This is a genomic window from Nocardia anaemiae NBRC 100462 (genome assembly GCF_001612725.1).
GTDB classification, from domain to species: Bacteria; Actinomycetota; Actinomycetes; order Mycobacteriales; family Mycobacteriaceae; genus Nocardia; species Nocardia anaemiae.
Map to the genome: position 1 here is coordinate 98,130 of NZ_BDAZ01000041.1, position 22,332 is coordinate 120,461.

Here is a 22,332-nt window from a genome sequence, read left to right on the forward strand (position 1 = left end):
TGAGGACCGAACTCGAGGAGGAGATCGCGTGGACCTACCGGTCATGCCACCTGTGCGGCCGATGCTGGCGAAAACGGCGCCCTCGGTGCCGCACGAGCCGGGCCTGAGTTATGAACCGAAATGGGACGGCTTTCGCTGCGTGGTGTTCCGCGACGGCGACGAAGTGGAACTCGGTTCCCGCAACGACCGCCCCCTCACCCGCTATTTTCCCGAAGTCGCCGAACTGCTGAAGGCGGCGCTGCCGGATAAATGCGTGGTGGACGGTGAAATCGTGGTGGTCACCGATGAGGGACTCGATTTCGACACCCTGCAGAACCGGTTGCATCCGGCGGCCTCGCGGGTCAACAAACTGGCCAAGGAAACGCCCGCCAGCTTTGTCGCCTTCGATCTGCTCGCCCTCGGCGACAAGGATCTGACCGGCGAACCGTTCGTCGAGCGCCGACGGCTGCTGGAGACCATTCTCGATACCGAACTCGCCCGCGTGCACCTGACTCCGATCACCCAGGATCCCGCCGTCGCCGAGGACTGGTTCACCCGCTTCGAGGGCGCGGGTTTCGACGGCGTCATGGTCAAGTCCAACGAGCTGGCGTATCTGCAGGACAAGCGGGTGATGCTCAAGGTCAAACATGAGCGCACCGCGGACTGTGTGGTGGCCGGTTTCCGCTGGCACAAGGATGGTGAGGGCATTGGTTCCCTCTTGCTCGGACTCTTCGACGAGGAGGGCAATATGCATCATGTCGGGGTGGCGAGCAGTTTCACCGCGGCCAAACGCAAGTCGCTCGTCGATGAGCTGAAACCGTTGCGGGAGAACGCATTGGCGAACCATCCGTGGCGGGAATGGGCCGATGCGGCGGCCCAGGCGAAGGCCGATGGCAAGATGCCGGGCGGGGTGAGCCGGTGGACCGGCGGTAAGGATCTGTCCTGGGAGGCGCTGCGTCCGGAGTTGGTCGCCGAGGTCCGCTACGAACATGTGCAGTCGGGCCGATTGCGCCACGGCGGCAGGCTGGTGCGCTTCCGGTCCGATCGCACACCGGAATCGTGCACCTACGCCCAGCTCGACGAGGTCGCACCGGCCGAATTGAGCGCCATCTTCACCGAAGCCGGGGGGCAATGATGGGCGAGTCGGTCGATATCGATGTCGACGGCAGAACCGTCGCGATCAGCAATCCGAACAAGGTCTACTTCACCAAACGCGGTGAGACGAAACTCGATCTGGTGCGGTACTACCAGGCCGTTGCCGAACCGTTCCTGCGGGTGGTGCGTGATCGGCCGCTGCTGCTGGAGCGGTATCCCGATGGGGCGTCCGGTAAGTCGTGGTTCCAGAAGCGGGTACCGAAATCCGCGCCGGATTGGCTGCACACCGTCGAGGTCGTCACGCCCAACGGCACCACCAGCGATGCCCTTGTCGCCCACGATCTCGCACACATTCTGTGGGCGGTGAATCAGGGCTGCCTCGGTTTCCACGTCTGGCCCAATCACGTCGACGATCTGAATATCTCCGATGAGCTGCGCATCGACCTGGACCCCTCTCCGGGCATCACCTTCGACGATCTCAAACATGCGGCCGTGCTCACCCGCGAGCTGTTCACCGAACTCGGCATCGACTCCCGCATCAAGACCTCCGGCTCGCGCGGATTGCACATTTACGTTGCGCTGGAACCGAACTGGGACGGCTATCAGGTGCGCGCGGCCGCGGTCGCGCTGGCACGGGAGCTGGAGCGGCGGCATCCGGACGAGATCACCGCGCAGTGGTGGAAGGAGGAGCGCGGCAACCGCGTCTTCGTCGACTTCAACCAGAATGCCCCGCACAAAACGGTTTTCGGTGCGTGGTGTGTGCGACCGAAGGTCGGCGCGCAGGTCTCCACGCCGATCGCGTGGTCGGATCTGGATACCGTCGTCCCGGAGGAATTGACCATTGCCACCGTCCCCGCCCGGTTGGCCGAATCCGGTGATCCGTGGGCGGACCGACCGACCCAATCCATCGAGCCGCTGCTGAAGATGTCCGAGCGCGATATGGCATCCGGACTCATGGACGCACCGTGGCCACCGCAATATCCCAAGATGCCGAACGAGCCGCCCCGGGTACAGCCGAGCCGAGCCAGGAAGCCGGAAACGGACGGCTAGCTACCCGAAGGCTATTCCGTTCCCACCAGCTATTCGGTCCACAGCACCCACACCTTGCTCTCACATGTGACCGCGCGCCCGTCCGCGGTGCGGGCGCTCTTGGTCGAACCGTCGCATTTGGTGCCGGGCTCCGCGACGGTGCCACCGACGGTGTACGGACCGTTCCACTGATAGACACCGCCGCTGGCCAGGCACAGCAGGGTGGTGCCGTCCGCTCCGGTACCGATGCGGCCCGGCTCGGTGCACACCGTGCCCTTCTTCGGGGCCACCTGGCTCGTCGACGTGGCGGCCGAGGTGGCCGGAGGCGTCACGGTCGGCGCCACCGAGGGCTGCACGACGGCGGTCTGGGCGATGGTGGAGGGCAGCGCGACACTCGAGACCGCCGGGGACCGGTGCGCCCCGGACAGCGCGTCGGAGAAATTGCTGCCGGACAGCACGACATATCCGGCGATACCCACCACCTCGATCACACCGAGCAGCAGCGCGCACACCGCCATGGTCTTACCGCGCGGATGGCTGAAGGCGATGAACCCGAAGACGATCGCGACCGGGAAGAGGCCGAGCAGGGCGGCCACCAGGGCGACGATCGCATACGGATTGACGATGGGCGGAACCTCGACCCGTAGTCGACCGGCCCGGGTCGCCCGCCGGGTCGGCGGCTCCACCTCCGGCCAGCGATCGTTGGGATCGGTATCCGGCCACCGGCCGATCGCTCCCGTCTCCGCCTCGTACTCCTCCGGCTGCGCCTCCGGCCAGCGCTCGCGCTCACGGTTGTCCGTCCGTGCCATTCAGGTCCCTCTTCCACACCACCAAACCGCGCAGGAACCTCGAACTGCCCGGACCCGCCCCGATATCGACAAAGGATAGGGGCCGACGGCCGCAACATCATCCGAAACGGCCGATCGATCGTCATCAAACCGTAATCGCGAAAGCCGCCATGTCAACTCGCGTCTACTCGCCACCGCGGCGACGGTTTCGACACGGTGCGGTTCGAGCCCCGGAGTAACAAACCGGCAAACACCACTCGCGCGGCGCGCCCGCCAGGTACATGCTGGTCCCGGGACCGACCATGGGGCGACTTCGGTATAAGGAGGAATCCATGCGCGGCGAGCCCGGTTCGACAGGACAATCGCGCCGGTGGCATTCCCACGCGGGCGACCTCCTCGGTGACGACTACAACGTCCCCGGCATCATTCTGTGCCTGCTCGGCGTCGTCGGCATGGCGTGCACGCTCACCGCGGCCGGTTACGGCTTCATCGGCTGGACCCAGATCGGCGCGATAGTGACTGCCGCCTTGTGGATCACCGGATTCGGTGCACTGCTGGTCGAGCATCACCGTGAGGAAGTGATCGAGCAGAAGTACGGCCGCACCGGGCACGCGCCGGGCCATGTCCGCCCCGTCCGCTACAGCGCCACCGAACGCAGACTCGGGCCGGGTGAAAGCCGTTCGGAATCGCCGAAATAGCCACGCCACGGCATCAGCGCCCTGGATCCACCTTGGGCATGGTCTCGGTCACCAATGTCATCAGCATGTCGGCCAGCAGCACGTGCACCTGCGCACGGGTGAGGGTGCCGCGGGTGATCCACTCCCGGCCCGCCACCTTCACCAGACCACCGAATGCGCGGACCATGGCACGCAGTTGCGCACTGTGTGCCGAATCCGCGCGTCCGACCATCAGCAGCATCCGCTCGGCGGCCGCGTCATCGGCCTGATCCAGAATCTGCTGCACCTCCGGATCGTCGCCGACGCCCTCGTGGCTGGTCACCTTGACCCAGGTGCTGCCGTGCTCGGAGATCACATCGAGCAGCCAGTGCACACTCGCATCGACACGTTCGCGATCGGTGCCCGTCGGCGCGACCATATCGTGCAGGCGTGGCAGGGTGACCATCCGGCGCACGACCGCGAGATACAGGTCGCGCTTATTGCCGAAATAGTGGTTGATCAGCCCGCGCGCGACCCCGGCGCGCTGCGCGAGTTCCGCGGTGGAGACCGCCGCGTAGGGCCGCTCGCCGAACATGTCGATCGCACACTCCAGGATCTGTGCGCGTCGCTCGTCCGGTTCCAGCCTGCGCCTGCGCGGCGGCGCCTCGGTGTTGTTTCGAGCGACCCGCAAGCGATCGCTGGCGGTGACCTCAGAGTGACCTGGCAATGAGATCCTTCATTACCTCGTTGCTGCCCGCGAGGATGCGCAGCACGCGGGCACCGGTGTAGAGCTGGGAAATCGGATACTCCGTCATGTAGCCGTAGCCGCCGAACAGTTGCAGGCAGCGATCGACCACAATACCGAGTTGGTCGGTGAGCCAGTACTTCGACATCGCAGCCGTGGGAATATCGAGCTCGCCGCGCAGATGTTTGCCGATGCAGTCGTCGAGGAAGATCCGGCTCACCTTGGCGATGGTCGCGCATTCGGCCATTTCGAATTTGGTGTTCTGCATCGCGAACAGCGGCTTGCCGAAGGCCTCGCGCCCCTTGGTGTAGTCGACGGTCAGCTGCACCGCCTTCTCCATCATGGCGACCGCGATGATGCCGGTGACCAGGCGCTCCTGGGCCAGCAGCTGCATCATCTGATAGAAGCCCTGGCCCTCCGCCTCGCCGAGCAGATTCGAGGCGGGCACGCGCAGTCCGTCGAAGAACAGCTCCGCGGTGTCCTGGGCCTTGCCGCCGATCTTGTTCAGGATGCGGCCGCGCTTGAAGCCAGGGGTGTCGCCGCCTACCTCGGCGAAGATCAGCGAGACGCCCGCCGCGCCCTTGGTCGGATCGGTCTTGGCGGCGATGAGGATGCCCTCGCAGAGCCAGCCATTGGTGATGAAGATCTTCGAGCCGGTGATGACGTATTCGTCGCCCTCGCGGACCGCGCGGGTCTTGATGTTCTGCAGATCCGAGCCGGTGCCCGGTTCGGTCATGCCGATGGAGAGCACCATCTCGCCGGTCGCGGCCTTGGGCAGCACCCGCCGTTTGAGGTCTTCGGTGCCGAAGTGGTGGATATAGGGCGCGATGATCGAGGTGTGCACGGCCATGCCCATCGAGCCGTCACCGGCGAAGGCCTGTTCCTCGATGATGGCGGCCTCGTGCGCGAAAGTGCCGCCACCGCCGCCGTATTCGGTCGGGATCGCGGTGCACAGCAGGCCGAGTTCACCGGCCCGGTTGTACAGGGCGCGGTCCGGATGTCCCTGTGCGACGAACTTCTCCTCATGCGGGACGACTTCCTTTTCGAAGAAGTTTCTGGCCAATTCCCGGACCGCCTCGACCTCGTCGTCGCTCCATGCCGCGCGTGCCATCGCAGAAATCCTTTGCTCATCGAGCGGGCCTGTCGCACCCGCGTCTCGTCATCAGATTGGCGCACTATTGGCATGATGTCAACAAAGCGGCGCACGGCAGGTCGAGGCGGGTTCACCATGGTGGAATGCGAATCACCGGTCGGCAGCGCGTGCGTCATGCGACCAACAGAGGGCGCTGAGAGCGCCCGATCGACTAACGTGCGAAGTGTGGCAGACGATCGAAATAATGTGACACCGCGCCCTTTTCGGTTCGCCGTCGGATTCTCCGCCGCGGGGTCGCGCGCCGAGTGGCGGGATAAGGCGCGGCAAGCCGAAGACTTGGGCTACGACGTGGTCCAGGTTCCCGACCACCTGGGTATGACTGCACCGTTCCCCACGCTGGTCACCATGGCGGAGGCGACGAACCGTGTGCACGTCGGCACGATGGTATTGAATGCGGGCTTCTACCGGCCTGCGCTGCTGGCTCGTGAGGTGGCCAGCGTGGATCAGCTCACCGATGGGCGATTCGAGTTCGGACTCGGTGCCGGACCGGATTTCGCGAAGCCCGAGTTCGAGGCGGCGGGGCTGCCGTTCCCGGGCGGGCGGCAGCGTATCGACTACCTGCGTGACACCATCGGCGAGATCCGCACACTGTTCGCGAACGGTCACCAACCACCGGTCCGCCGCCGGATCCCGCTGCTGGTGGCCGGGCGCGGGGACCGTCTGGTGCGCGTGGCGGCCGAACACGCCGACACAGTCGCGCTGGCCGGGGTGCCGGTTGGTACTGATATCGCTTCCGAGGAAGCCGGAACTGCGGCGCTCGCGCGCCGGGTCGAATTCGTCCGTGCCGCGGCCGGAGAACGTTTCTCCGAAATCGAGCTGGGGCTGATGGCACAGGCGGTGGACGTGCACGGCCACGGCGACAGCGACCTGTCGCTGCCGCGCATGTTCAATCCTGGCCTGTCCGACGCACAATTGCGTTATCTGCCCGGTGTACTGCACGGATCCGCACGCAGCATCGCCGATACTTTGCGGCACTACCGCGATGCGTACTCCGTCACGCATTACGCCGTCCCTGAGACCCATATGACCGCTCTCGCAAAAGTGATCGAAGAGCTTCGGTGAGATCCGTCAGCACGGAATGGCTGGATCATCTACCGCCGCAACGTCATACGCCGCGCGGTCCCGCTCACCGCGGCGGTACTGAACACTTGGCAAGTCGTGAGCGGCACGATGATCTCGGCCGCCCCGGCCTCCGCGGGCACCGAGCCACGATTGCCCGGGCGGAGTGATCTGCGGCTCAACGGTCGCAACGCCATTTTCGGAGCTCGTACCGGACGTATCGGAAAGCGGTGCGACCCGTGGTTGACGGACCCATACTTAGCGCCATACGTCACGAAAACGGAGAAATCCCAATGCATAACACTCGATTCCGGGCGACCGGGATCACCGTGGCAATCGCGGTAGCCGCCGGGCTCGGTCTGACCGCGTGCGGTAAGACCGAGCGCTGGTGCGAACGAGACCAAGATGATGCTGTAGTCGAAAACTGGCGCTGCGAGCAGAATCTGGCGGGCTACGAATGGGAGCCCGACCATGACAAGCCGAAGACAAAGAAGAAGCCGAACAAGTCGAAGAAACAGACCAGATGACCGATCCGATGCAAATCCCCTAGTGACGGTGGTCCGATGGCGGACGCCGGTCGTCAGGTTTGACTGACCGACCGACGGAGTGCTTCGAGATCCCGGAGCAGGGTCTGGTACAGCGCGAAGGAGAGGGCGAAGACGATCGCGCCGCCGAGAGTCAGCCCGATGACCGAGCCGATGATCAGACGCAGATCGCTCGGGTCGAGGAAGATCGTCCCGAGCGCCGCGCCCACGGGTGGTATCAGGGCAGCGACCAGTAGCTTTCGGGTTGCTTGCCGCGCCAGTTTGCCGAGTTGTTCGGCGTCGGCGGCGGTTGTTGTGCCGCGCAGCAGCAGGGAAGGGTAGTACCAGCGCACCACGTGATAGTTCACGAGGAAGTACGGGTAGACCGCCGCGATGGCCCCGCATATCAGGTGGGTGGTGAAAATGTTGACCACCAATCCGGCGGATAGTTCGCTCACCATGAGCACCGTTGTGCCGAGAACGATCAGCGACAAAACCCAACCGGCCCATGTGATCCGCGTGGTCCGCTCGCCGCAGGCCAAGGTGTCCGACCGTGTTCTCGCCAGAAATTCGGTGCTGTACCGCCGACCCTTGCGCATCCCCCACGGCACGGCGATGACATTGCGTGAGAGGTAGATGATCAATCCAGGGAAGACCACGTGGAAGCTCACACCGACGATCGCCACCATCCTGGTGAATGTCGGCTTACCTGCGGCGGGCAGGTGGATGTTCAACAGCGTCAGATTGTGTCCGTACAAATAGAACAGGGCCAGCACCTGCCCGATGATGATGGCGGTGGTGACGACAGGTACGGGCTTCAGGGCCAGTCGCTGTCGCACACTGCCGTGCGGTGGGTCGACCAGATCTCGGGCGCGGGCGTCGAGGCACAGTTCGAGTTGCTGGGCAAGCTCGCCGCTGGAGGCCCACCGATCGGCGGCCCGCGGTGCGAGGCAGGTCGTTAGGACGCGGCGCAATGTCGCAGGACAGTCGAGGGGCAATTCATCGAGGTCGCTGTGCCTGATTCCGCGTCGCCGGTGGGCGAGCATACGTTCCAGCGAAGTGGCCGAATCGCCGATGTCGGTCTCGTCGTCGAACGGTCTACGTCCGGTCAGTAGCTCCCAGAGCATGACTCCGAGCGCGTAGATGTCGCTGCGGCCGTCGAGATCCTCGGCCCGGCCCGGCAGCTGCGGATGGCAGGCCTCCAATTGCTCGGGTGACATGTAGGCCAGCGATCCGCCGAAATAGGCCGCCGGGCTGGCACCCGCTATGTGGTCACTGAAGCTGATATTGAAATCCGCCAGTTTCGGCACCCCATCGACGGTCAGCAATACGTTGGCAGGCTTGATATCTCGATGCAGCACCCCGCGCTGTGCGGCGTAGTCGAGGGCCTCGGCGAGTCGGCGGCCGAGCCAGGCAACGGTTTCCGGCCAGGAGAGTGCGGCGATCGCGTCCCTGGCTTCGGACTCGGTGGGACGAATACCCTTCTCGCCCAACACCTCGTCGACCACATCGAGCAGCAACTGGCCGCTGCGTAGACCAGGTTCGGTCTCGGCGGCGCGTTGCAGCAGACTCAACAGTGTGCCGCCGGGGACATATTCCATGTACAGGAGCTTGAGGTCGCGCTCCGCCAGCAGTCGTTTGTCGAATACGCGAACGATATAGGGGTGGTCGAGTTGCGCGAGCATCTGCGGCTCGCTCCCATGATTATGCGAAATCTTCAGAGCCACAAGTCTTTCCATCGACCGTTGGCGGGCGAGGAATACGCGCGCGAAGGCACCGCTGCCGAGGTTGAGCAGCAGGTCGAAATCATCGATACGGTCTCCGACGTCGAGACCGGTGAGCGTGCCATATGCCCGCGGACTGGCGAGCAGCGTGCTGCGGTAGCCACCGGTATCCGGTGCGGGCCCGGCCGTTTCAGCGTGTTGCGCCCGATCGGTCGGCAGACCCTTGCGGCGCAAGCAGTGGAATTCCTCGTACAGCAGATCCGGTGGTAGCGGAATGGATTGGAGCTCAGGAAATTCGGCGACATAGTCGGCGAGCCGTCGGGGATATTCGTCGCGCCCCCACCGGTTGACCATATCGACCTTGATCAACTCGATGAGGCAGATTCTGCGGAATTCGGATGTGCCGGATTCGGGTAAGTATGCGGCGAGATCCGGTGTCGAATCCGCTTCGTCCCATGCGACGGCGAATCGTGCGATCGCCGCCGCCAGTCCGATCTGGGTGGCGACCGCCCGATCGGCAGGAACGGCTCGAGTATTACTCGGTGCCAGGTGATCGGGATTTTTCACCATCGGCTCCTCGTTTGCCCGACACGGAAATGGTAGTCGTGTCGGGCTGGCCGGGCAGTCGCGATCGAGCTGGCAAAAGGAGCACAATCGGAATACGCGCGGGACGCGTTTCGTGGACAACCGAGGGGAGCTCGATGTCCACTGGGAAGCCGATGGAAGGAGTCGCTGCCCCGGAACTCCGCTATGTCGACGGACAGGGCATCGACCGCAGATTTTCGCTGCCACGGGACGCATCGCTGATCGTCATCGGGCGCGCTGCCGCCGCGGACCTCGCGCTGACATGGGATCAGTCGGTGTCGAAACTGCACGCGGTAATCCGCTGGATGGATATCTGCTGGACGGTCGAAGACAACGGGCTGTCGCGCAATGGAACCTTCGTCAATGGCAGACGCGTGTCCGTACGACATCGGCTGCGCAATGACGATCTCATCGCGGTCGGCGATACCGTGCTGAGGTTCCGATGCCCCGGTGGTGTCTGCCAGCCCGCAACGAAGGCGCCGGGCCCCGAGCCGGCTACCGAAACCATCACAGCGGCGCAGCTGCGGGTAGTGCAGGCACTGTGCCGACCCTATTTCGAGACCGCCACGCACGCCGTTCCGGCGTCCAATCGACAGATAGCCGACGAACTCCAGCTCACCGAGGCAACCGTCAGATCGCATCTTCGGGAACTATTTCGCAGGCTGGGCGTCGATGACGCGCCCAATCGACTGAAGCGGGCGCGGCTTGCCGAACGGGCGCTGCGGGACGGCTTGGTCCACGCCACATTTTCGACACCAGCGCACAAGTGAGCGTCTGATTCATCAGCTGTCGGGGTTGATACTGCGCCACCTGCGTGCCGCCGAGTCCGCACCCGCGGATGATGTCGCGACAGCTATCGAAAAACGAGGATCAATGGTGTCGATTCGACAATTCGAACGGCATTCACCCGAACGGGGTATCCGAAAATCGGCGGATTCCCGACATCACATTTCTACCGCTAGGAGACACAGTGGCACTCGGAGACGGCATCCGCCGCAATATCGCATCGGTCGATCCCGCCGAACGGGCAATGCTTCGCGACGCGCTCATCGAACTCAACAAACGCAAGTTCGCGGGCAGCCGCACGGATACACCGGCGCCCGGCGGGGTGAGCTGGTGGTTCAAGCAGGATGAAATCCATCAGGCGACACATGTGCACGGTGGCCCGGAATTCCTTCCGTGGCACCGCGTGATCGTCAACGAAATGGAGAAAATGCTTCGACAGATAAATCCCCTGCTGTCGCTGCACTACTGGGATTGGACACAGGATCCGCGCGCGATCCCGAACGCGAATCTCGGCAATGGATCGACCGGGACGCTCAACCTGTTCACCAGCGATTTCATGGGCTACGGGGGCTCAACTTATGCACCCGTCGGCAAGCCGTGGCGGGAGGCGGGTTTCTACGATCCGGATGCGGTGCACTTCCGCGACGACAGCGTGGACGCGCAAAATAACAATCCAGCCGATCCGCCGCGGGCGTTGAACCGGCGGATCTTCGGCTCGCATGCTTCGGCGCGCCGGGACGCGGATGTCCTTGCCGCTCCGAATTACCCGAACATGTGCGAGATGCTCGAGCGAACCCACGATGAAATGCACGGGTTCGTCTCCATGGGCGGCTTCCATATCTCGTTCCGCGACCCGTTCGTATTTCTGCTGCACTCCAATGTCGATCGCCTGTTCGCGGGCTGGCAGACCGACCCGGCGCACCGAGAGCGACTGGAACCCGGCAAGGTGTACGGCTCGGAGACGGCGGGCTTCGCCGACCAGCACGTCGAGCCATGGTCGACCGGTCGCTCGGTCGACACGCTCCACCAGGAACACTTCACACGGCCGTGGTACGCGCCGGAACGGGAGGGAGTTCCATTCACCTACAAGCACCCCTCCGTCGTCTACCCGCCCAGTTACGACACCAACCGGGGCAGCACCGCGCCGCGGGGGACCTGCACGATCCAGCAGAAGTACAACCGCCGCTTCTTGGACGCCTACACCTCCGGGGACAAGAACTACGCCGTCGTGACCCGCACCGTCCAGGACGACGACAGCCAACGCTGGGTTCTGACTCCGATCGGCACGGTGTACACCGTGCGGCAGAAGAGCGGCAACCGTTTCCTGGACGCCCACGAATCGTCGGCGAACAACTTCGCGGCATTTACCCGAAATAAGGAATTCAATGACACCCAATGCTGGGTGTTCTGGCGGACCCCCGACGATGCCGACGCCGTGACTATCCAGCAGGTGAGCAGCGGTCGCTTCCTCGACGCCTACGAGTCGACGCACGACTTCGCGGCGGTGACCCGGCCGGAGCAGGCCGACAACAGCCAGCGCTGGACCCTGCGCGCTCATGCCGGGGGCTCGTACTCTTTGCAGCAGAAGAGCACCGGCCGTTTTCTGGATGCGCAGACCGCCGGGGACTTCGCGGCGGTCACCCGGCCCGCCCAGAACAACGACACGCAGCGCTGGGTCCTCGACCAGGTGGGCGTCGTGTACACGATCCAACATCAGCACAACGACCGATTCCTCGACGCGTATACCACAGCGGAGCAGGATTTCGCGCTGGTGACCCGTTCCCGGCAGGCCAACGATAGTCAGCGGTGGCTGGTCCGGCCGCTCAGCAACGACACCTTCACGATCCAACAGCTGAACAGCGGCCGCTTCGTCGATGCCTACACATCGTCGTCGCACGACTTCGCCGCGGTCACCCGCGACGTTCTGCTATGGACCGATGACACCCAACGGTGGGTGATCCGCACAGTGCCACCGCGGTGACCGATCGACACCTCGCGGCATACGACTCGCACGTCGACCGGCATGGATGGGATTCCATGCCGGTCGGCGTACTTCGGCCATCAGTGCGGTGCGACGGTTGCGGTGGTTGCGGGCAGCGACGTGCAGGTATGGCTCCGGGACGAGGCGGTACCGGATGGAACCTGGATCAGCCGGTCGGCCGCCGGGCCTGGTTCACGGCCGCGAGCGAGGTGAAGATCGGGGTGTCCGGATCGGCCGAGATGCCCTGGCGGCGCAGGAATCCGTCGATCAGACCCCAGACGAATTCGGTTGCCTGGCCGACGAATTCGGCCGTGCCATCGGGATGGCGGGGATCCGCGTCACCCAGCCAGAGGTCGGTGATCGCGACGACGACGCCGACGACCGCGCTAGCCAGGTAATCGATGCCGGTGGCATCGATCGGAATGGATTCGGCGATCTCACGCGCCTGCCCGGCGACTCGCCGGGCGGCCGCGCGGCCGAGATCGATCTGCGGTACCGAACTGTCCGCTTGCTGGGTGAGGTGCGCCTGCCCGAGGAAGCGAAAAACATTGGGATGCTGGACAATACTGTCGGCATAACCGGTGAGCACGCGGCGCAGCGCGACCCGCGGCGGTTGCAGCATCAGCGTCAGATCGTTGCCCGCACCGGCCGCAACCGATCCGGCCATCCGGTCACCGATTTCGGTGTAGAGATCGGCCTTATCGGCGAACTGGCGGTACAGGCGCGGTTTGGTGATCCCGGCCTCGCGGGCGATGTCGTCCATGCTCGGGCGCGGACCGTCCCGGTCGATCACCCGAATGGCGGCGTCGACGATCCCCTCCCGGGTGATCGTCCGCGGCGCCGATCTGGGAGATCTGTCCGAACGGGGCATGGTGCGGAGCATACACGTACCGGCGGTACGCCATGTTCAGCCGAGACTTCGCCGGAATATGGGTGACCGACCTCATAGCTGGTGGCGGTTTCGACCCATTGATTCGGGTAATACGTACTGTCAGTATCGGATCACGTACCGGCGGTACACGCAGCACCCAGCGCATCGATCGAGGCAAGCAGATGACCGAACAGCTCGATTCCCCCGACCCGACCGGCATCCAGCGCCCACACCGCCGGTCCACGGTGGCTGGCGCGAATGGCGAGTTGGCCGTGTTCGAATGGGGCGAGCGCGGTGCCGAGCCGCTCGTCTTGGTGCACGGCCTGTCCGATACCCATCTGGTCTGGTCCGCGGTGGCGACGCTGCTCGCCGACGGCTTCCGTGTCATTGCCTACGACGTGCGCGGACATGGCGAATCGACGAAAGCCGATGTGCCGCAGGACTATCGACTCGATCACCTGGCCGATGATTTCTTCGCGCTCATCGATGCGATCAGCCCGAAGCGGCCGGTGCACGTCTGCGGACACGGCTGGGGTGCGGTGCAAGCATGGGAGGCGGTCTGTGATCCGCGCGCCAATACCCGGATCGCCTCGTTCACCGCCGTCGCGGGGCCGAATCTCGATCACGTCGGCATGACACTGCGCGAATTGGCGGGCCGACCGCGCCGAGCGCTGGAGCTGATCGCCGACCGGAAATTCTGGCGGCACGGGGTCGGAACGGCCCAGACCGCAGCGCGACGGATCGCCTATCCGCCGCGGGTGCGTACCTGGTTGATCGAACAGCTCGGCGGCGTCGCCCGCGCATACGCGCCGATCGCCCCGACCTGGCGCACGGATCTGGCCGCTGGCGCACGGATCGCCGTGGCCAATCTGCCGCATCATCTGCTGTGGCCGCGTGTGCGCAGCACCGCGGTGCCGGTGCAGCTCGTCGTGGACACCACCGATGTGCTGGTGCCACCATTCCTCTACTACGGCAGCGCACGGTGGGTGGATCGGTTGTGGCGCTGCCCGATTCCCGCCGATCACTGGCTGCCGGTGACCGAGCCGCTGCTCGTCGCCGAGGCCATCGCGAACTTCGTCGAGGATCTGCGCGCGGCGAACACCAGCATCCCGCAATGACCGCGTAGGTCCCACCAGCGTTGGGTGGCAGGGAAATCCGACGGGGTGGTACTTTGCGCGCATGACCGGACCGGGGGAACAACAGAATCAGCCCAACGACGCATGGTGGGCCCAGCAACAGCCTCAGCAGGGACCGCAGTATTCGCAATCGGATCCGACGATGGTCGGACAGCCGGGTTATCAGCTGCCATCGCAGCCCTCGGTTCCGGTGGTGGAACCGCAAGGCCCGGCGGAGCAGCAGCCCGCCGATCCCACGATGGTGCGGCAGCCGTTCGATCAGCCGGGGGCCGCGCCCACCGCGTCCGGGACCGGATATCAGCAACCGGGACATCACCAGTCCTCGCCGGGATATCCACAGCCGGTGCAACCGCAGGCCGCACCCGGATTCCAGCAGGCCGGAGCACCACAAGCCGCACCCGGATTCCAGCAGGCCGGAGCACCACAAGCCGCACCCGGATTCCAGCAGGCCGGAGCATCAGCACCGGGATTCTCGCAGCCTGGGTTCCAGCAACCCGGATTCGAGCAGCCCGCACCCGGATTCCCGCAGGGCGCACCGGGTTTCCAACAGCCCGGATACCAGCAGCCCGGCGGATTCCAACCTGCGCCCGGGTACCAGCAACCGCCCAGATCCGGTGGCAAAGGTTGGCTTTGGGCGCTCGGCGCGGTTGTGGTCACCTCCGCGGTGTGGGCGGGCGCGATGTTCGCGATCGGCGCCTTCGACGCGGGCAAGGCCGATATCAGCAAGGATGCCGATCTGCGCGGCTACAAGTATGTCGACAACCTCTGCGACCTCACCGACACCTCGCCCTACACCAGCGCGGGCTTCACGCTGTCGAAAACCGATTCCTCGGGCAAGACCTATCCGAAGCACGACGGTTCCAAGCACGCCGCCGTCGATACGATGGGGTGCGACGTCCGCCTCACCCCGCCCGGTTCGACCGAGAAGTACGACTACGCCGCCATTTACACCAGCGCGCAGGTGCACAAGCAGACCAATCCGGGACCGGAATTCACCGCGTCGTACGAGACCTGGACCCAGAGCGAATACGGCAAGGACGCGAAGGTCGACAAGATCTCCGGACTCGGCGACGAGGCGTATGTGATCACCGGTAAGCACAAGTCGGACGATCCGACGGCAGATGTCTCACTGGCCATGCGCGACGGCTGGACCACCTACCACATCAGCTGGTCGCAGTATTCGTCCAGTTCGTCGAAGTCCTCGAGCAAGATCCTCAGCGCGTCCGAGGTCACCGATCTGCTGAAGAAGACGGCCACCTCGACGATGAGCAAGCTGCGCAAATAGGTGGCATTCGATCGGTGCCGGACGGCCCGCGCCGACCGGCCCACACTCGAATGCGACAATTACTGGGTCAACCTCCAGTTCACGAAGGACAAACCCGCATTCCGATGGTCGAGAAAACCGCGTCGACGTCTACCGCACCAGCGCCGAGCGGCACCGCCATCGACCCCGATGAGCTGGCGATCTGCCTGCGGGTGCTGGAGCAGGCCGGGCAGTTGGACAAGGACGATCCGGCGTCGGTCACGGTGCAGCGCGCCGTCGGCCATATGTTCAAGAAGCTGAAGCAGCGCAAGCGAACCGAGGCAAGGGATGCGGTCGCCGAGGCGGACCGGGCGGTGGTCGCGGCCACCGCGACCGGTTCGCCGAATCGGATCGATGACGAAACCGCGGGCATTCCGCTGACCTCGAATGCGGCGGGCGCGAGCGCGGGCACGCTGGTCCGGCCGCGGCCCTGCTACATCTGCAAGCAGCGCTATACCCGGGTCGACGCGTTCTACCACCAGCTGTGCCCGGACTGCGCGGCCAGCAGCCACGTCAAACGGGACGCCCGTACCGATCTCACCGGACGGCGCGCCCTGCTGACCGGCGGTCGCGCCAAGATCGGCATGTATATCGCACTGCGACTACTGCGCGACGGTGCGCATACCACCATCACCACCCGCTTCCCGAACGACGCGATCCGCCGTTTCGCCGCCATGGACGACAGCGCCGACTGGCTGCACCGACTGCGCATCGTCGGCATCGATCTGCGGGATCCGGCCCAGGTCGTCGCGCTCGCCGATGACGTCGCGGCGCAGGGACCGCTCGATATCCTCATCAACAATGCCGCCCAGACCGTGCGCCGTTCCCCCGGTGCGTACAGCGCGCTGGTCGAGGCCGAATCCGGCCCGCTGCCCGCGGGTGCGCTGCCGGATGTGGTGACCTTCGGCAAGACCATGCAGGCGCATCCGACCGCACTCACCGCATCCCTGACCCCGACGCTGTCCTCGGCCGATGTGGCGGAGCTGGCGTTGGTCGCGGGATCGGCCACACCGGAACGCATTTCCCGCGGTATCGCCATCGACGCCGGTGGTCTGGTGCCGGATCTGGCGCACACGAACAGCTGGGTGCAAACCGTCGCCGAGGTGGATCCCACCGAACTGCTCGAGGTCCAGCTGTGCAATTCGGTGGCGCCGTTCATTCTGGTTTCCCGGCTGCGCCCGGCCATGGCCGCCGCCGCGGCCCGCCGCAAATACGTCGTGAACGTTTCCGCCATGGAGGGCCAGTTCTCCCGCGCGTACAAGGGCGCGGGCCACCCCCACACGAATATGGCCAAGGCCGCGCTGAACATGTTGACCCGCACCAGCGCCCGCGAAATGTTCGAACAGGACGCCATCCTCATGACCGCCGTCGACACCGGCTGGATCACCGACGAGCGCCCGCACTACACCAAGCTCCGCCTCGCCGAAGAGGGCTTCCACGCGCCCCTGGACCTGGTGGACGGCGCCGCCCGCGTCTACGACCCGATCGTCCAGGGCGAAACCGGCACCGACCTCTTCGGCTGCTTCCTCAAGGATTACCAGCCCTCGCCCTGGTAATCGGTGCGGGGCCCAGCGCTACGCTGGGCATATGGTGTATCGGCTGCTGGCCGACGCCACTGCCGCGGTGCATTTCGTATTCGTGGCGTATGTGGTGGTCGGCGGGTTCCTGGCGTGGCGGTGGCCACGCACCATCTGGCTGCATCTGATCGCGTTCGGGTGGGGATTCAGTACGGTGCTGCTCGGATTCGATTGTCCGCTCACGTATTTGGAGAATTGGGCGCGGCATCGGGCCGGAGTGGCCGGGCTGCCCCCGAGCGGGTTCATCGACCATTATCTGACGGGAGTGATCTACCCGGAGAACGCGCTCGGGTTGGTGCGCGTGCTGGTAGCGGTGTGCGTGCTGGTGTCGTGGGTGGGCTATGCGTGGAGGGTTCGGGCGATGAGGTCGGCAACCTCGGAGACCTTCTCGTCCAGGTAGAAGTGACCGCCGGGAAAGACGGTGTGGTCGAAGGAACCGGTGGTGTGCTCACGCCATTGCTCGGCCTGCTCCGGCGTCATCGTCGGGTCCTCGGTGCTGACCAGGGCCGACACTGTGCACGACAGCGGGACGCCCTGGCTATAACGGTAGGTCTCGATGGCCTGATAATCACTGCGCACCGCGGGCAGTACCAGTTCGGCAAGACTCGGTTCGTCGCGCAGGATCTGGATGGACGCGGGATCGGTCGCCAGGCGCTCCAGATCACCGATCAGATCGTCATCCGACCCGAGATGCAGGCGGCCCGGCTCGACGAAGGTCGGTGCGGGACGGCCGGATACGAACAGCGCGGCGAGCGGTTGCCCCTTGCCTTCCAGGCGGCGTGCGGTTTCGAAGGCCACGGTCGCGCCCATGCTGTGACCGAACAGTGAAAGCCGTTCCACCGGCCCCTGATTCAGCACCTCGTCCACGATCCGATCGACGAGGGTGTCCATATCGCCGATCGTGGGCTCCCCGAGTCGATCCTGCCGACCCGGATACTGCACCGCGGCAACGGCAATGCCATTGTCGAACCGTTCGGCCAGTGCCCGATATGCCGTGACCGCTCCCCCACCGGGCGGGAAACACAGCAGTTGATGGCTCGGCTCGGGATGTGCGCGCAACACCCGCAGCCAGTCCGTCGCGGCAATGGCCTTGCCCACGTTTGTCTCCTTCACCGTCGAAGGTTTATCCGAGATATGTGCCGTACCAATCCAGAACCCGCTGCCATGCCTCGGCGGCCGCGGTCGGGTTGTAGCGAGGTCCGGTGTCGTTGAAGAAGGCGTGGTCCGCATTCGGTGCGACGTAGATTTCGTGGGTGAGGCCCGCCCGGTCCAGCGCCGCCTCCGCGGTGGGGCGCGAGGCGATCACCCGCTCGTCCCTGGCGGCGTAGATCCCGAGCACCGCCGCCTTCGCGCCGGACAGATCCCCATTCTCCGGGAATGGGCCGTAAAACGGTGTCGCCGCAGCGAGTTCCGGCGTACCCGAGGCCAGCAGCAACCAGACCAGACCGCCGCCGAAGCAGAAGCCGGTGGCGCCGATCTTTTGTCCCGGCACCCGCCGTTCCAGCTCGGCGATCCCGGCCCGCAGATCGCCGATGAACTGGTCCGGCGCGATCTTGCCGAGTTCGGCGGTGGCCGCCGCCGGATCGGTGAAGGCGGCGGTGCCACCGAGTTCGGACAGCAGGTCAACGGCGAGCGCGGAGTATCCAGCGCCCGCGAAACGTCCTGTCACCGAACGGATATGCTCGGTGAGGCCCTTGTTCTCATGGATGACGAGCACGCCGCCGCGTGGCTGTGGCGCGGCCGCCCATGCGGCTTGTAGCTGACGACCGCCCGGTCCGGGAAAGGTGATCGCGGTGGCCGCGACTGCGCCGCTGGTACCCGGCGGGGGCGACGAGGCGCCGGGTTTCGAGCCCGTCGACGCGGAATTCGCCTGGTCGCCGCTGCTGGAGCAGGCGGCGAGCAAGGCGACCGCTGCGGTGGCGCCGACGCCGAGCACCCCTAGTCGGCGCAGTGCTTCCCGGCGGCCGATCAATCCGTCGGCGTGGTCGGTGGCTATCTCTTCGGCGATATAACGCTGCAGCGGCGTCATGGCCCCGACCCTACTACTGCGGCACAACAACTACTCTCGATCTCGTGATTGCGCACGAACAGCTGGTCCGCGACTACGAGGCCGGAATCGGTGTACCAGCCTCCGGTACCGTCCCCGCCGACGATCCGGGCAGCTGTTTGGCTGCGGCACTGCCGGTTTGGGCGCTGGCCGCCGGATCGGTGGCCGCGGTGACGGCGGCGGCCAACCGAATCCGCGACGCACATCACCTCAATCCGGTGCTGCACCGGCTCGATCCGACCCGGATCACCGCCGCCTTCTCAAGTGAACGCCTGCTGCGCGTCGGCGGAGCGCCCCCAAAGGTATTCGCCGATCTGTCCGGATTCTTTCCCACCTTCGACGGCTGGGTCCGCACCCACGCGAACTATCCGCATCATCGCGCGCGATTGCTCGCCTCGCTCGGACTGCCCGACGACGCCCCGGTCGATCTGGCGATCGCGCAGATGGCGATGAGCCGGGCCAGCGATATCGAAGAACATGCGGCCACGCACGGCGCCGTCGCGGTCCAGGTGCGTTCCGAACAGGAGTGGGCGCTGACCCCGCAGGGCCAGGCCGCCGCATCGGGTCCGCTGGTGGCGATCGATACCAGGATCGACCGGGGCGAGCTCGGTCTGCCGATCGGCGCATCGCCGTTGCAGCCGTTGCGCGGGGTCCGGGTACTCGATCTCACGCGCGTGATCGCCGGTCCCGTCGCGACCAGGACCCTGGCACTGCTCGGCGCCGAGGTGATGCGGATCGATCCGCCACACCTATCCGAGATCCCGTGGCAGTACCACGACACCTGCCAGGGCAAGCGCTCCACGCTGCTCGATCTGTACCGGCAACTGCCGCTGTTCAACGAGCTGCTCGCCGCCGCCGATGTGCTGATCACCGGATATCGACCGGGCGCGCTGGAAAACGCCGGTCTCACCGCCGCCCGTCGTCCCGGCCTCGTGCACGGTCGGATTTCGGCGTGGGGCGAATCCGGCCCGTGGCGTCGGCGGCGCGGTTTCGACAGCATCGTGCAGGCGGCGGCGGGCATTTCGATCGTCGAGGGCGCACCCGCGGTGCCGGGAACGCTGCCCGCGCAGGCACTCGACCATGCCTCCGGCTACCTGCTCGCGGCCGGGGTGATCGACGCACTGGTCGCGCGCGCGCATGACGGCATCGGCCGCGATGTCCGGGTCGCATTGGCGCGCACCGCATCCTGGCTGCTCAACGCGCCCGGCCGGTCCCCGCGTCATCCGCAGGCCGCGCCGCCGAGTCCGATGGCGGCGGTCACCCACGGCAATGTCACCACCGCGGCGCCGGTGCTCGCCGAATATCCGGATTACGCGTGGCCCGCACCGCGGTACGGCGCGGATCGGCCGGTGTGGCCGTTGCACACCCGATAGAACTCGGGCGCCGATCAATCAGGAGTCAGCGGCCAGGGCGGCGATGGCCTTGGCCAGTCGCGCGCCGTCGGGCAGATTTCCGCCGTGGGTGATCGTCCACAGGATGCCGAGTCCCTGGGTCAGCACGAAGTACAGCTCGGCGATCGCCTGCGCGGTGTCGGCATCCAGATCCGGACGGGATTCCCGTAGCGCTCGAGCGATGTCCTCGTAGGCGCCGTTGAGGCTTTCGTCCATGTACGTCCGGGATTCCGGTGTCCGCGCGACGCGGACCAGATTCTCCAGACTGGCCAGCATGCCCTCCCGGTTGTCCTCGAAGACCTGCGGCATCGCATTCCACATCTGCGTAAAAGCATCCAGCGGCGGCTGACCGCTGCCCGCGCGGACCAGCGCTTCCATCCGATCGCCGATATCGGTGCCGAGCGCCTCGGCGAGCGCCTCGGCGATCAGCCGATCCTTCGAACCGAAGTGGTAGCCGATCGCGGCCAGGCTGACCCCAGCGGCCGCCGCGATGTCGCGCGCGGTCGTCTTCGCCACGCCACGTTCGATGATGGCCTTACGCGCTCCCGCCAATAGGTCTTCTCGGTTTCCCATGATCTCAGCTTACACACGGCTTAGACATTTGTACTAGACATCCGTGCCACTCCTGTGTTAGACATTCGTCTGACACATTCGTTCGAGAGATTGGCCCCCGTCATGAGCACCAACTCCCTCCACATCCTGATCAGCGGCGGCGGCATCGCGGGCAATGCGCTCGCGCTGCAATTGCTGCGGGCAGGCATCCGAACCACCGTCGTCGAGCGCGCCCCCCAACCGCGTCCCGGCGGACAGGCCGTCGACCTGCGCGGCCCGAGCCGCGAGATCGCCGAACGAATGGGAATCATGCCGGGCATCCGCAAGTACCAGCTCGACGAGCGCGGCATGGCCTACGTCGACGAGAACGGCCGGGAGTTCGCCAGAATGCCCGCGGAGATGTTCGACGGCAAAGGACCGGTGGCCGAAATCGAAATCTCCCGAGGCGATTTGAATCAGGTCCTGCTCACCGAGCTGGCCAGCACGGCGGGAGAGCTCGATTATCGCTACGGCGAATGGATCACCGCGCTGTGCCAGGACGACACCGGTGTCGAGGTCGAATTCGCGTCAGGGCGCACCGAGCGTTTCGATCTGGTCGTCGGCGCGGACGGTGTGCACTCGGCGACCCGGCAGCTGGCCTTCGGACCGGAGGAGCAGTTCGTCACCTATCTCGGCGGCTACATGTCGTTCTTCACCATCCCGACTCCGGCCGGAACAGAGCCGGGGTGGTTCAAGATGCATACGGTGCCCAGCGCCGCGGTCGCGATTCGGCCGGATGCCGATCCGGCCACCTCCAAGGCGATCATCACGCTGCGCACGGAGGCCGATCCGGCGCTGCGCCGCGACGTCGCCGCACAACAGCAGCTCATCCACGACATGCTGGCCGAGGCCGGATGGGAGACCCCGGCCGTACTCGACGCGATGGCCACGACCCCGGACTTCTATTTCGATATGCTGGCCCGCGTCGATATGCCGTCGCTGTCGACCGGCCGGGTCACGCTGCTCGGCGACTCCGCCTTCTGCGGCTCCCCGATGACCGGCATGGGCACCGCCATGGCCATCGTCGGCGCCTACGTCTTGGCCGGTGAAATCGCCTCCACCCCTGACGATCTCGCGACCGCACTGACCCGCTACGAGGAGCTCGTCACGCCGTTCCTGGACAAGGCCAAGGAGCTGCCCGGTGGCGGTATCAAGATGATGCTGCCCACCTCCCGTCTCGGCACGCGGATGGCGCGCACGAGCATGAAGCTCATGACCTCGCGGCTGATGCGTCCGGTCATGCTGCGGATGATGTCGAATACCGACGACTACCTGCTGCCCACCTACTGAGCAGCCGGGTCCGCTCGCTACG

At 65.6% G+C, this 22,332-nt stretch carries 21 protein-coding genes; 13 read left to right on the forward strand and 8 right to left on the reverse strand.

Annotated features, from left to right (window positions below):
- Nucleotides 1–28 precede the first annotated feature (28 nt).
- Nucleotides 29–1,114 carry an ATP-dependent DNA ligase gene (locus NA5_RS23520; protein ID WP_218020143.1) on the forward strand — a complete coding sequence of 362 codons (1,086 nt, stop codon included), beginning with the start codon at nt 29–31 and terminating at the stop codon, nt 1,112–1,114.
- Nucleotides 1,114–2,124, forward strand: a complete 1,011-nt coding sequence (ligD, locus tag NA5_RS23525; protein WP_084484368.1) for a non-homologous end-joining DNA ligase — start codon at nt 1,114–1,116, stop codon at nt 2,122–2,124. Before NA5_RS23520 ends, ligD begins: the two co-directional genes overlap by 1 nt.
- Nucleotides 2,125–2,153: 29 nt before the next feature.
- Here the strand turns inward: ligD and NA5_RS23530 are convergent, their stop codons facing one another.
- Nucleotides 2,154–2,912, reverse strand: coding sequence for a DUF4190 domain-containing protein (locus NA5_RS23530; protein ID WP_062989627.1), 759 nt, complete (start codon nt 2,910–2,912; stop codon nt 2,154–2,156).
- Between the two features lie 311 nt (nt 2,913–3,223).
- Here NA5_RS23530 and NA5_RS23535 point away from each other — a divergent pair, with 311 nt between their 5' ends.
- Complete coding sequence (locus NA5_RS23535) at nt 3,224–3,589, forward strand: hypothetical protein (protein WP_062989716.1); 366 nt, start codon at nt 3,224–3,226, stop codon at nt 3,587–3,589.
- Between the two features lie 13 nt (nt 3,590–3,602).
- Here NA5_RS23535 and NA5_RS23540 read toward each other — a convergent pair whose 3' ends face one another.
- On the reverse strand, nt 3,603–4,238 hold the full coding sequence (locus tag NA5_RS23540) for a TetR/AcrR family transcriptional regulator (RefSeq protein WP_062989628.1): 636 nt from the start codon (nt 4,236–4,238) through the stop codon (nt 3,603–3,605).
- Between the two features lie 19 nt (nt 4,239–4,257).
- Nucleotides 4,258–5,403, reverse strand: coding sequence for an acyl-CoA dehydrogenase family protein (locus NA5_RS23545; RefSeq protein ID WP_062989630.1), 1,146 nt, complete (start codon nt 5,401–5,403; stop codon nt 4,258–4,260).
- 207 nt (nt 5,404–5,610) lie between these two features.
- Here NA5_RS23545 and NA5_RS23550 point away from each other — a divergent pair, with 207 nt between their 5' ends.
- Together NA5_RS23550 and NA5_RS23555 are read left to right on the forward strand one after the other, a co-directional pair.
- Nucleotides 5,611–6,507, forward strand: coding sequence for a TIGR03621 family F420-dependent LLM class oxidoreductase (locus NA5_RS23550; RefSeq protein WP_245672362.1), 897 nt, complete (start codon nt 5,611–5,613; stop codon nt 6,505–6,507).
- A 290-nt stretch (nt 6,508–6,797) separates the two neighbouring features.
- A complete protein-coding gene (locus tag NA5_RS23555; RefSeq protein ID WP_062989632.1) occupies nt 6,798–7,031 on the forward strand; it encodes a hypothetical protein in 234 nt (77 codons plus the stop codon).
- A gap of 53 nt (nt 7,032–7,084) precedes the next feature.
- Here the strand turns inward: NA5_RS23555 and NA5_RS23560 are convergent, their stop codons facing one another.
- On the reverse strand, nt 7,085–9,319 hold the full coding sequence (locus NA5_RS23560) for a serine/threonine-protein kinase (RefSeq protein ID WP_245672363.1): 2,235 nt from the start codon (nt 9,317–9,319) through the stop codon (nt 7,085–7,087).
- 134 nt (nt 9,320–9,453) lie between these two features.
- Here NA5_RS23560 and NA5_RS40570 point away from each other — a divergent pair, with 134 nt between their 5' ends.
- Together NA5_RS40570 and NA5_RS23570 are read left to right on the forward strand one after the other, a co-directional pair.
- Entirely contained in the window at nt 9,454–10,107 is a 654-nt protein-coding gene (locus NA5_RS40570) for an FHA domain-containing protein (protein ID WP_169811349.1), read from the forward strand.
- Nucleotides 10,108–10,307: 200 nt separating this feature from the next.
- The gene (locus NA5_RS23570) at nt 10,308–12,104 is read left to right on the forward strand and encodes an RICIN domain-containing protein (protein ID WP_157110587.1); all 1,797 of its coding nucleotides are present in this window, start codon (nt 10,308–10,310) and stop codon (nt 12,102–12,104) included.
- Between the two features lie 166 nt (nt 12,105–12,270).
- Here NA5_RS23570 and NA5_RS23575 read toward each other — a convergent pair whose 3' ends face one another.
- On the reverse strand, nt 12,271–12,975 hold the full coding sequence (locus tag NA5_RS23575) for a TetR/AcrR family transcriptional regulator (RefSeq protein ID WP_062989720.1): 705 nt from the start codon (nt 12,973–12,975) through the stop codon (nt 12,271–12,273).
- Nucleotides 12,976–13,157: 182 nt separating this feature from the next.
- On the opposite strand from NA5_RS23575, the gene NA5_RS23580 reads away from it, so the two are divergent.
- From NA5_RS23580 to NA5_RS23595, 4 genes are all read left to right on the forward strand, one after another.
- Complete coding sequence (locus tag NA5_RS23580; RefSeq protein ID WP_062989722.1) at nt 13,158–14,093, forward strand: alpha/beta fold hydrolase; 936 nt, start codon at nt 13,158–13,160, stop codon at nt 14,091–14,093.
- A gap of 61 nt (nt 14,094–14,154) precedes the next feature.
- Nucleotides 14,155–15,396 carry a hypothetical protein gene (locus tag NA5_RS39480; RefSeq protein WP_062989640.1) on the forward strand — a complete coding sequence of 414 codons (1,242 nt, stop codon included), beginning with the start codon at nt 14,155–14,157 and terminating at the stop codon, nt 15,394–15,396.
- Between the two features lie 104 nt (nt 15,397–15,500).
- Nucleotides 15,501–16,970 carry an SDR family NAD(P)-dependent oxidoreductase gene (locus NA5_RS23590; protein ID WP_062989642.1) on the forward strand — a complete coding sequence of 490 codons (1,470 nt, stop codon included), beginning with the start codon at nt 15,501–15,503 and terminating at the stop codon, nt 16,968–16,970.
- 31 nt (nt 16,971–17,001) lie between these two features.
- Entirely contained in the window at nt 17,002–17,391 is a 390-nt protein-coding gene (locus tag NA5_RS23595; protein WP_062989643.1) for a DUF2784 domain-containing protein, read from the forward strand.
- On the opposite strand, the gene NA5_RS23600 is transcribed toward NA5_RS23595, so the two are convergent.
- Both NA5_RS23600 and NA5_RS23605 read right to left on the reverse strand, forming a co-directional pair.
- On the reverse strand, nt 17,331–18,104 hold the full coding sequence (locus NA5_RS23600; RefSeq protein WP_245672364.1) for a thioesterase II family protein: 774 nt from the start codon (nt 18,102–18,104) through the stop codon (nt 17,331–17,333). The two genes, NA5_RS23595 and NA5_RS23600, sit on opposite strands and share 61 nt — an antisense overlap.
- A gap of 10 nt (nt 18,105–18,114) precedes the next feature.
- Complete coding sequence (locus NA5_RS23605) at nt 18,115–19,020, reverse strand: dienelactone hydrolase family protein (RefSeq protein WP_062989646.1); 906 nt, start codon at nt 19,018–19,020, stop codon at nt 18,115–18,117.
- 44 nt (nt 19,021–19,064) lie between these two features.
- On the opposite strand from NA5_RS23605, the gene NA5_RS23610 reads away from it, so the two are divergent.
- The gene (locus NA5_RS23610) at nt 19,065–20,411 is read left to right on the forward strand and encodes a CoA transferase (RefSeq protein ID WP_084484370.1); all 1,347 of its coding nucleotides are present in this window, start codon (nt 19,065–19,067) and stop codon (nt 20,409–20,411) included.
- Nucleotides 20,412–20,429: 18 nt separating this feature from the next.
- On the opposite strand, the gene NA5_RS23615 is transcribed toward NA5_RS23610, so the two are convergent.
- Nucleotides 20,430–21,002, reverse strand: coding sequence for a TetR/AcrR family transcriptional regulator (locus NA5_RS23615; protein ID WP_062989648.1), 573 nt, complete (start codon nt 21,000–21,002; stop codon nt 20,430–20,432).
- A gap of 102 nt (nt 21,003–21,104) precedes the next feature.
- On the opposite strand from NA5_RS23615, the gene NA5_RS23620 reads away from it, so the two are divergent.
- Nucleotides 21,105–22,310 carry an FAD-dependent monooxygenase gene (locus NA5_RS23620; RefSeq protein ID WP_062989650.1) on the forward strand — a complete coding sequence of 402 codons (1,206 nt, stop codon included), beginning with the start codon at nt 21,105–21,107 and terminating at the stop codon, nt 22,308–22,310.
- Nucleotides 22,311–22,332: the final 22 nt, after the last annotated feature.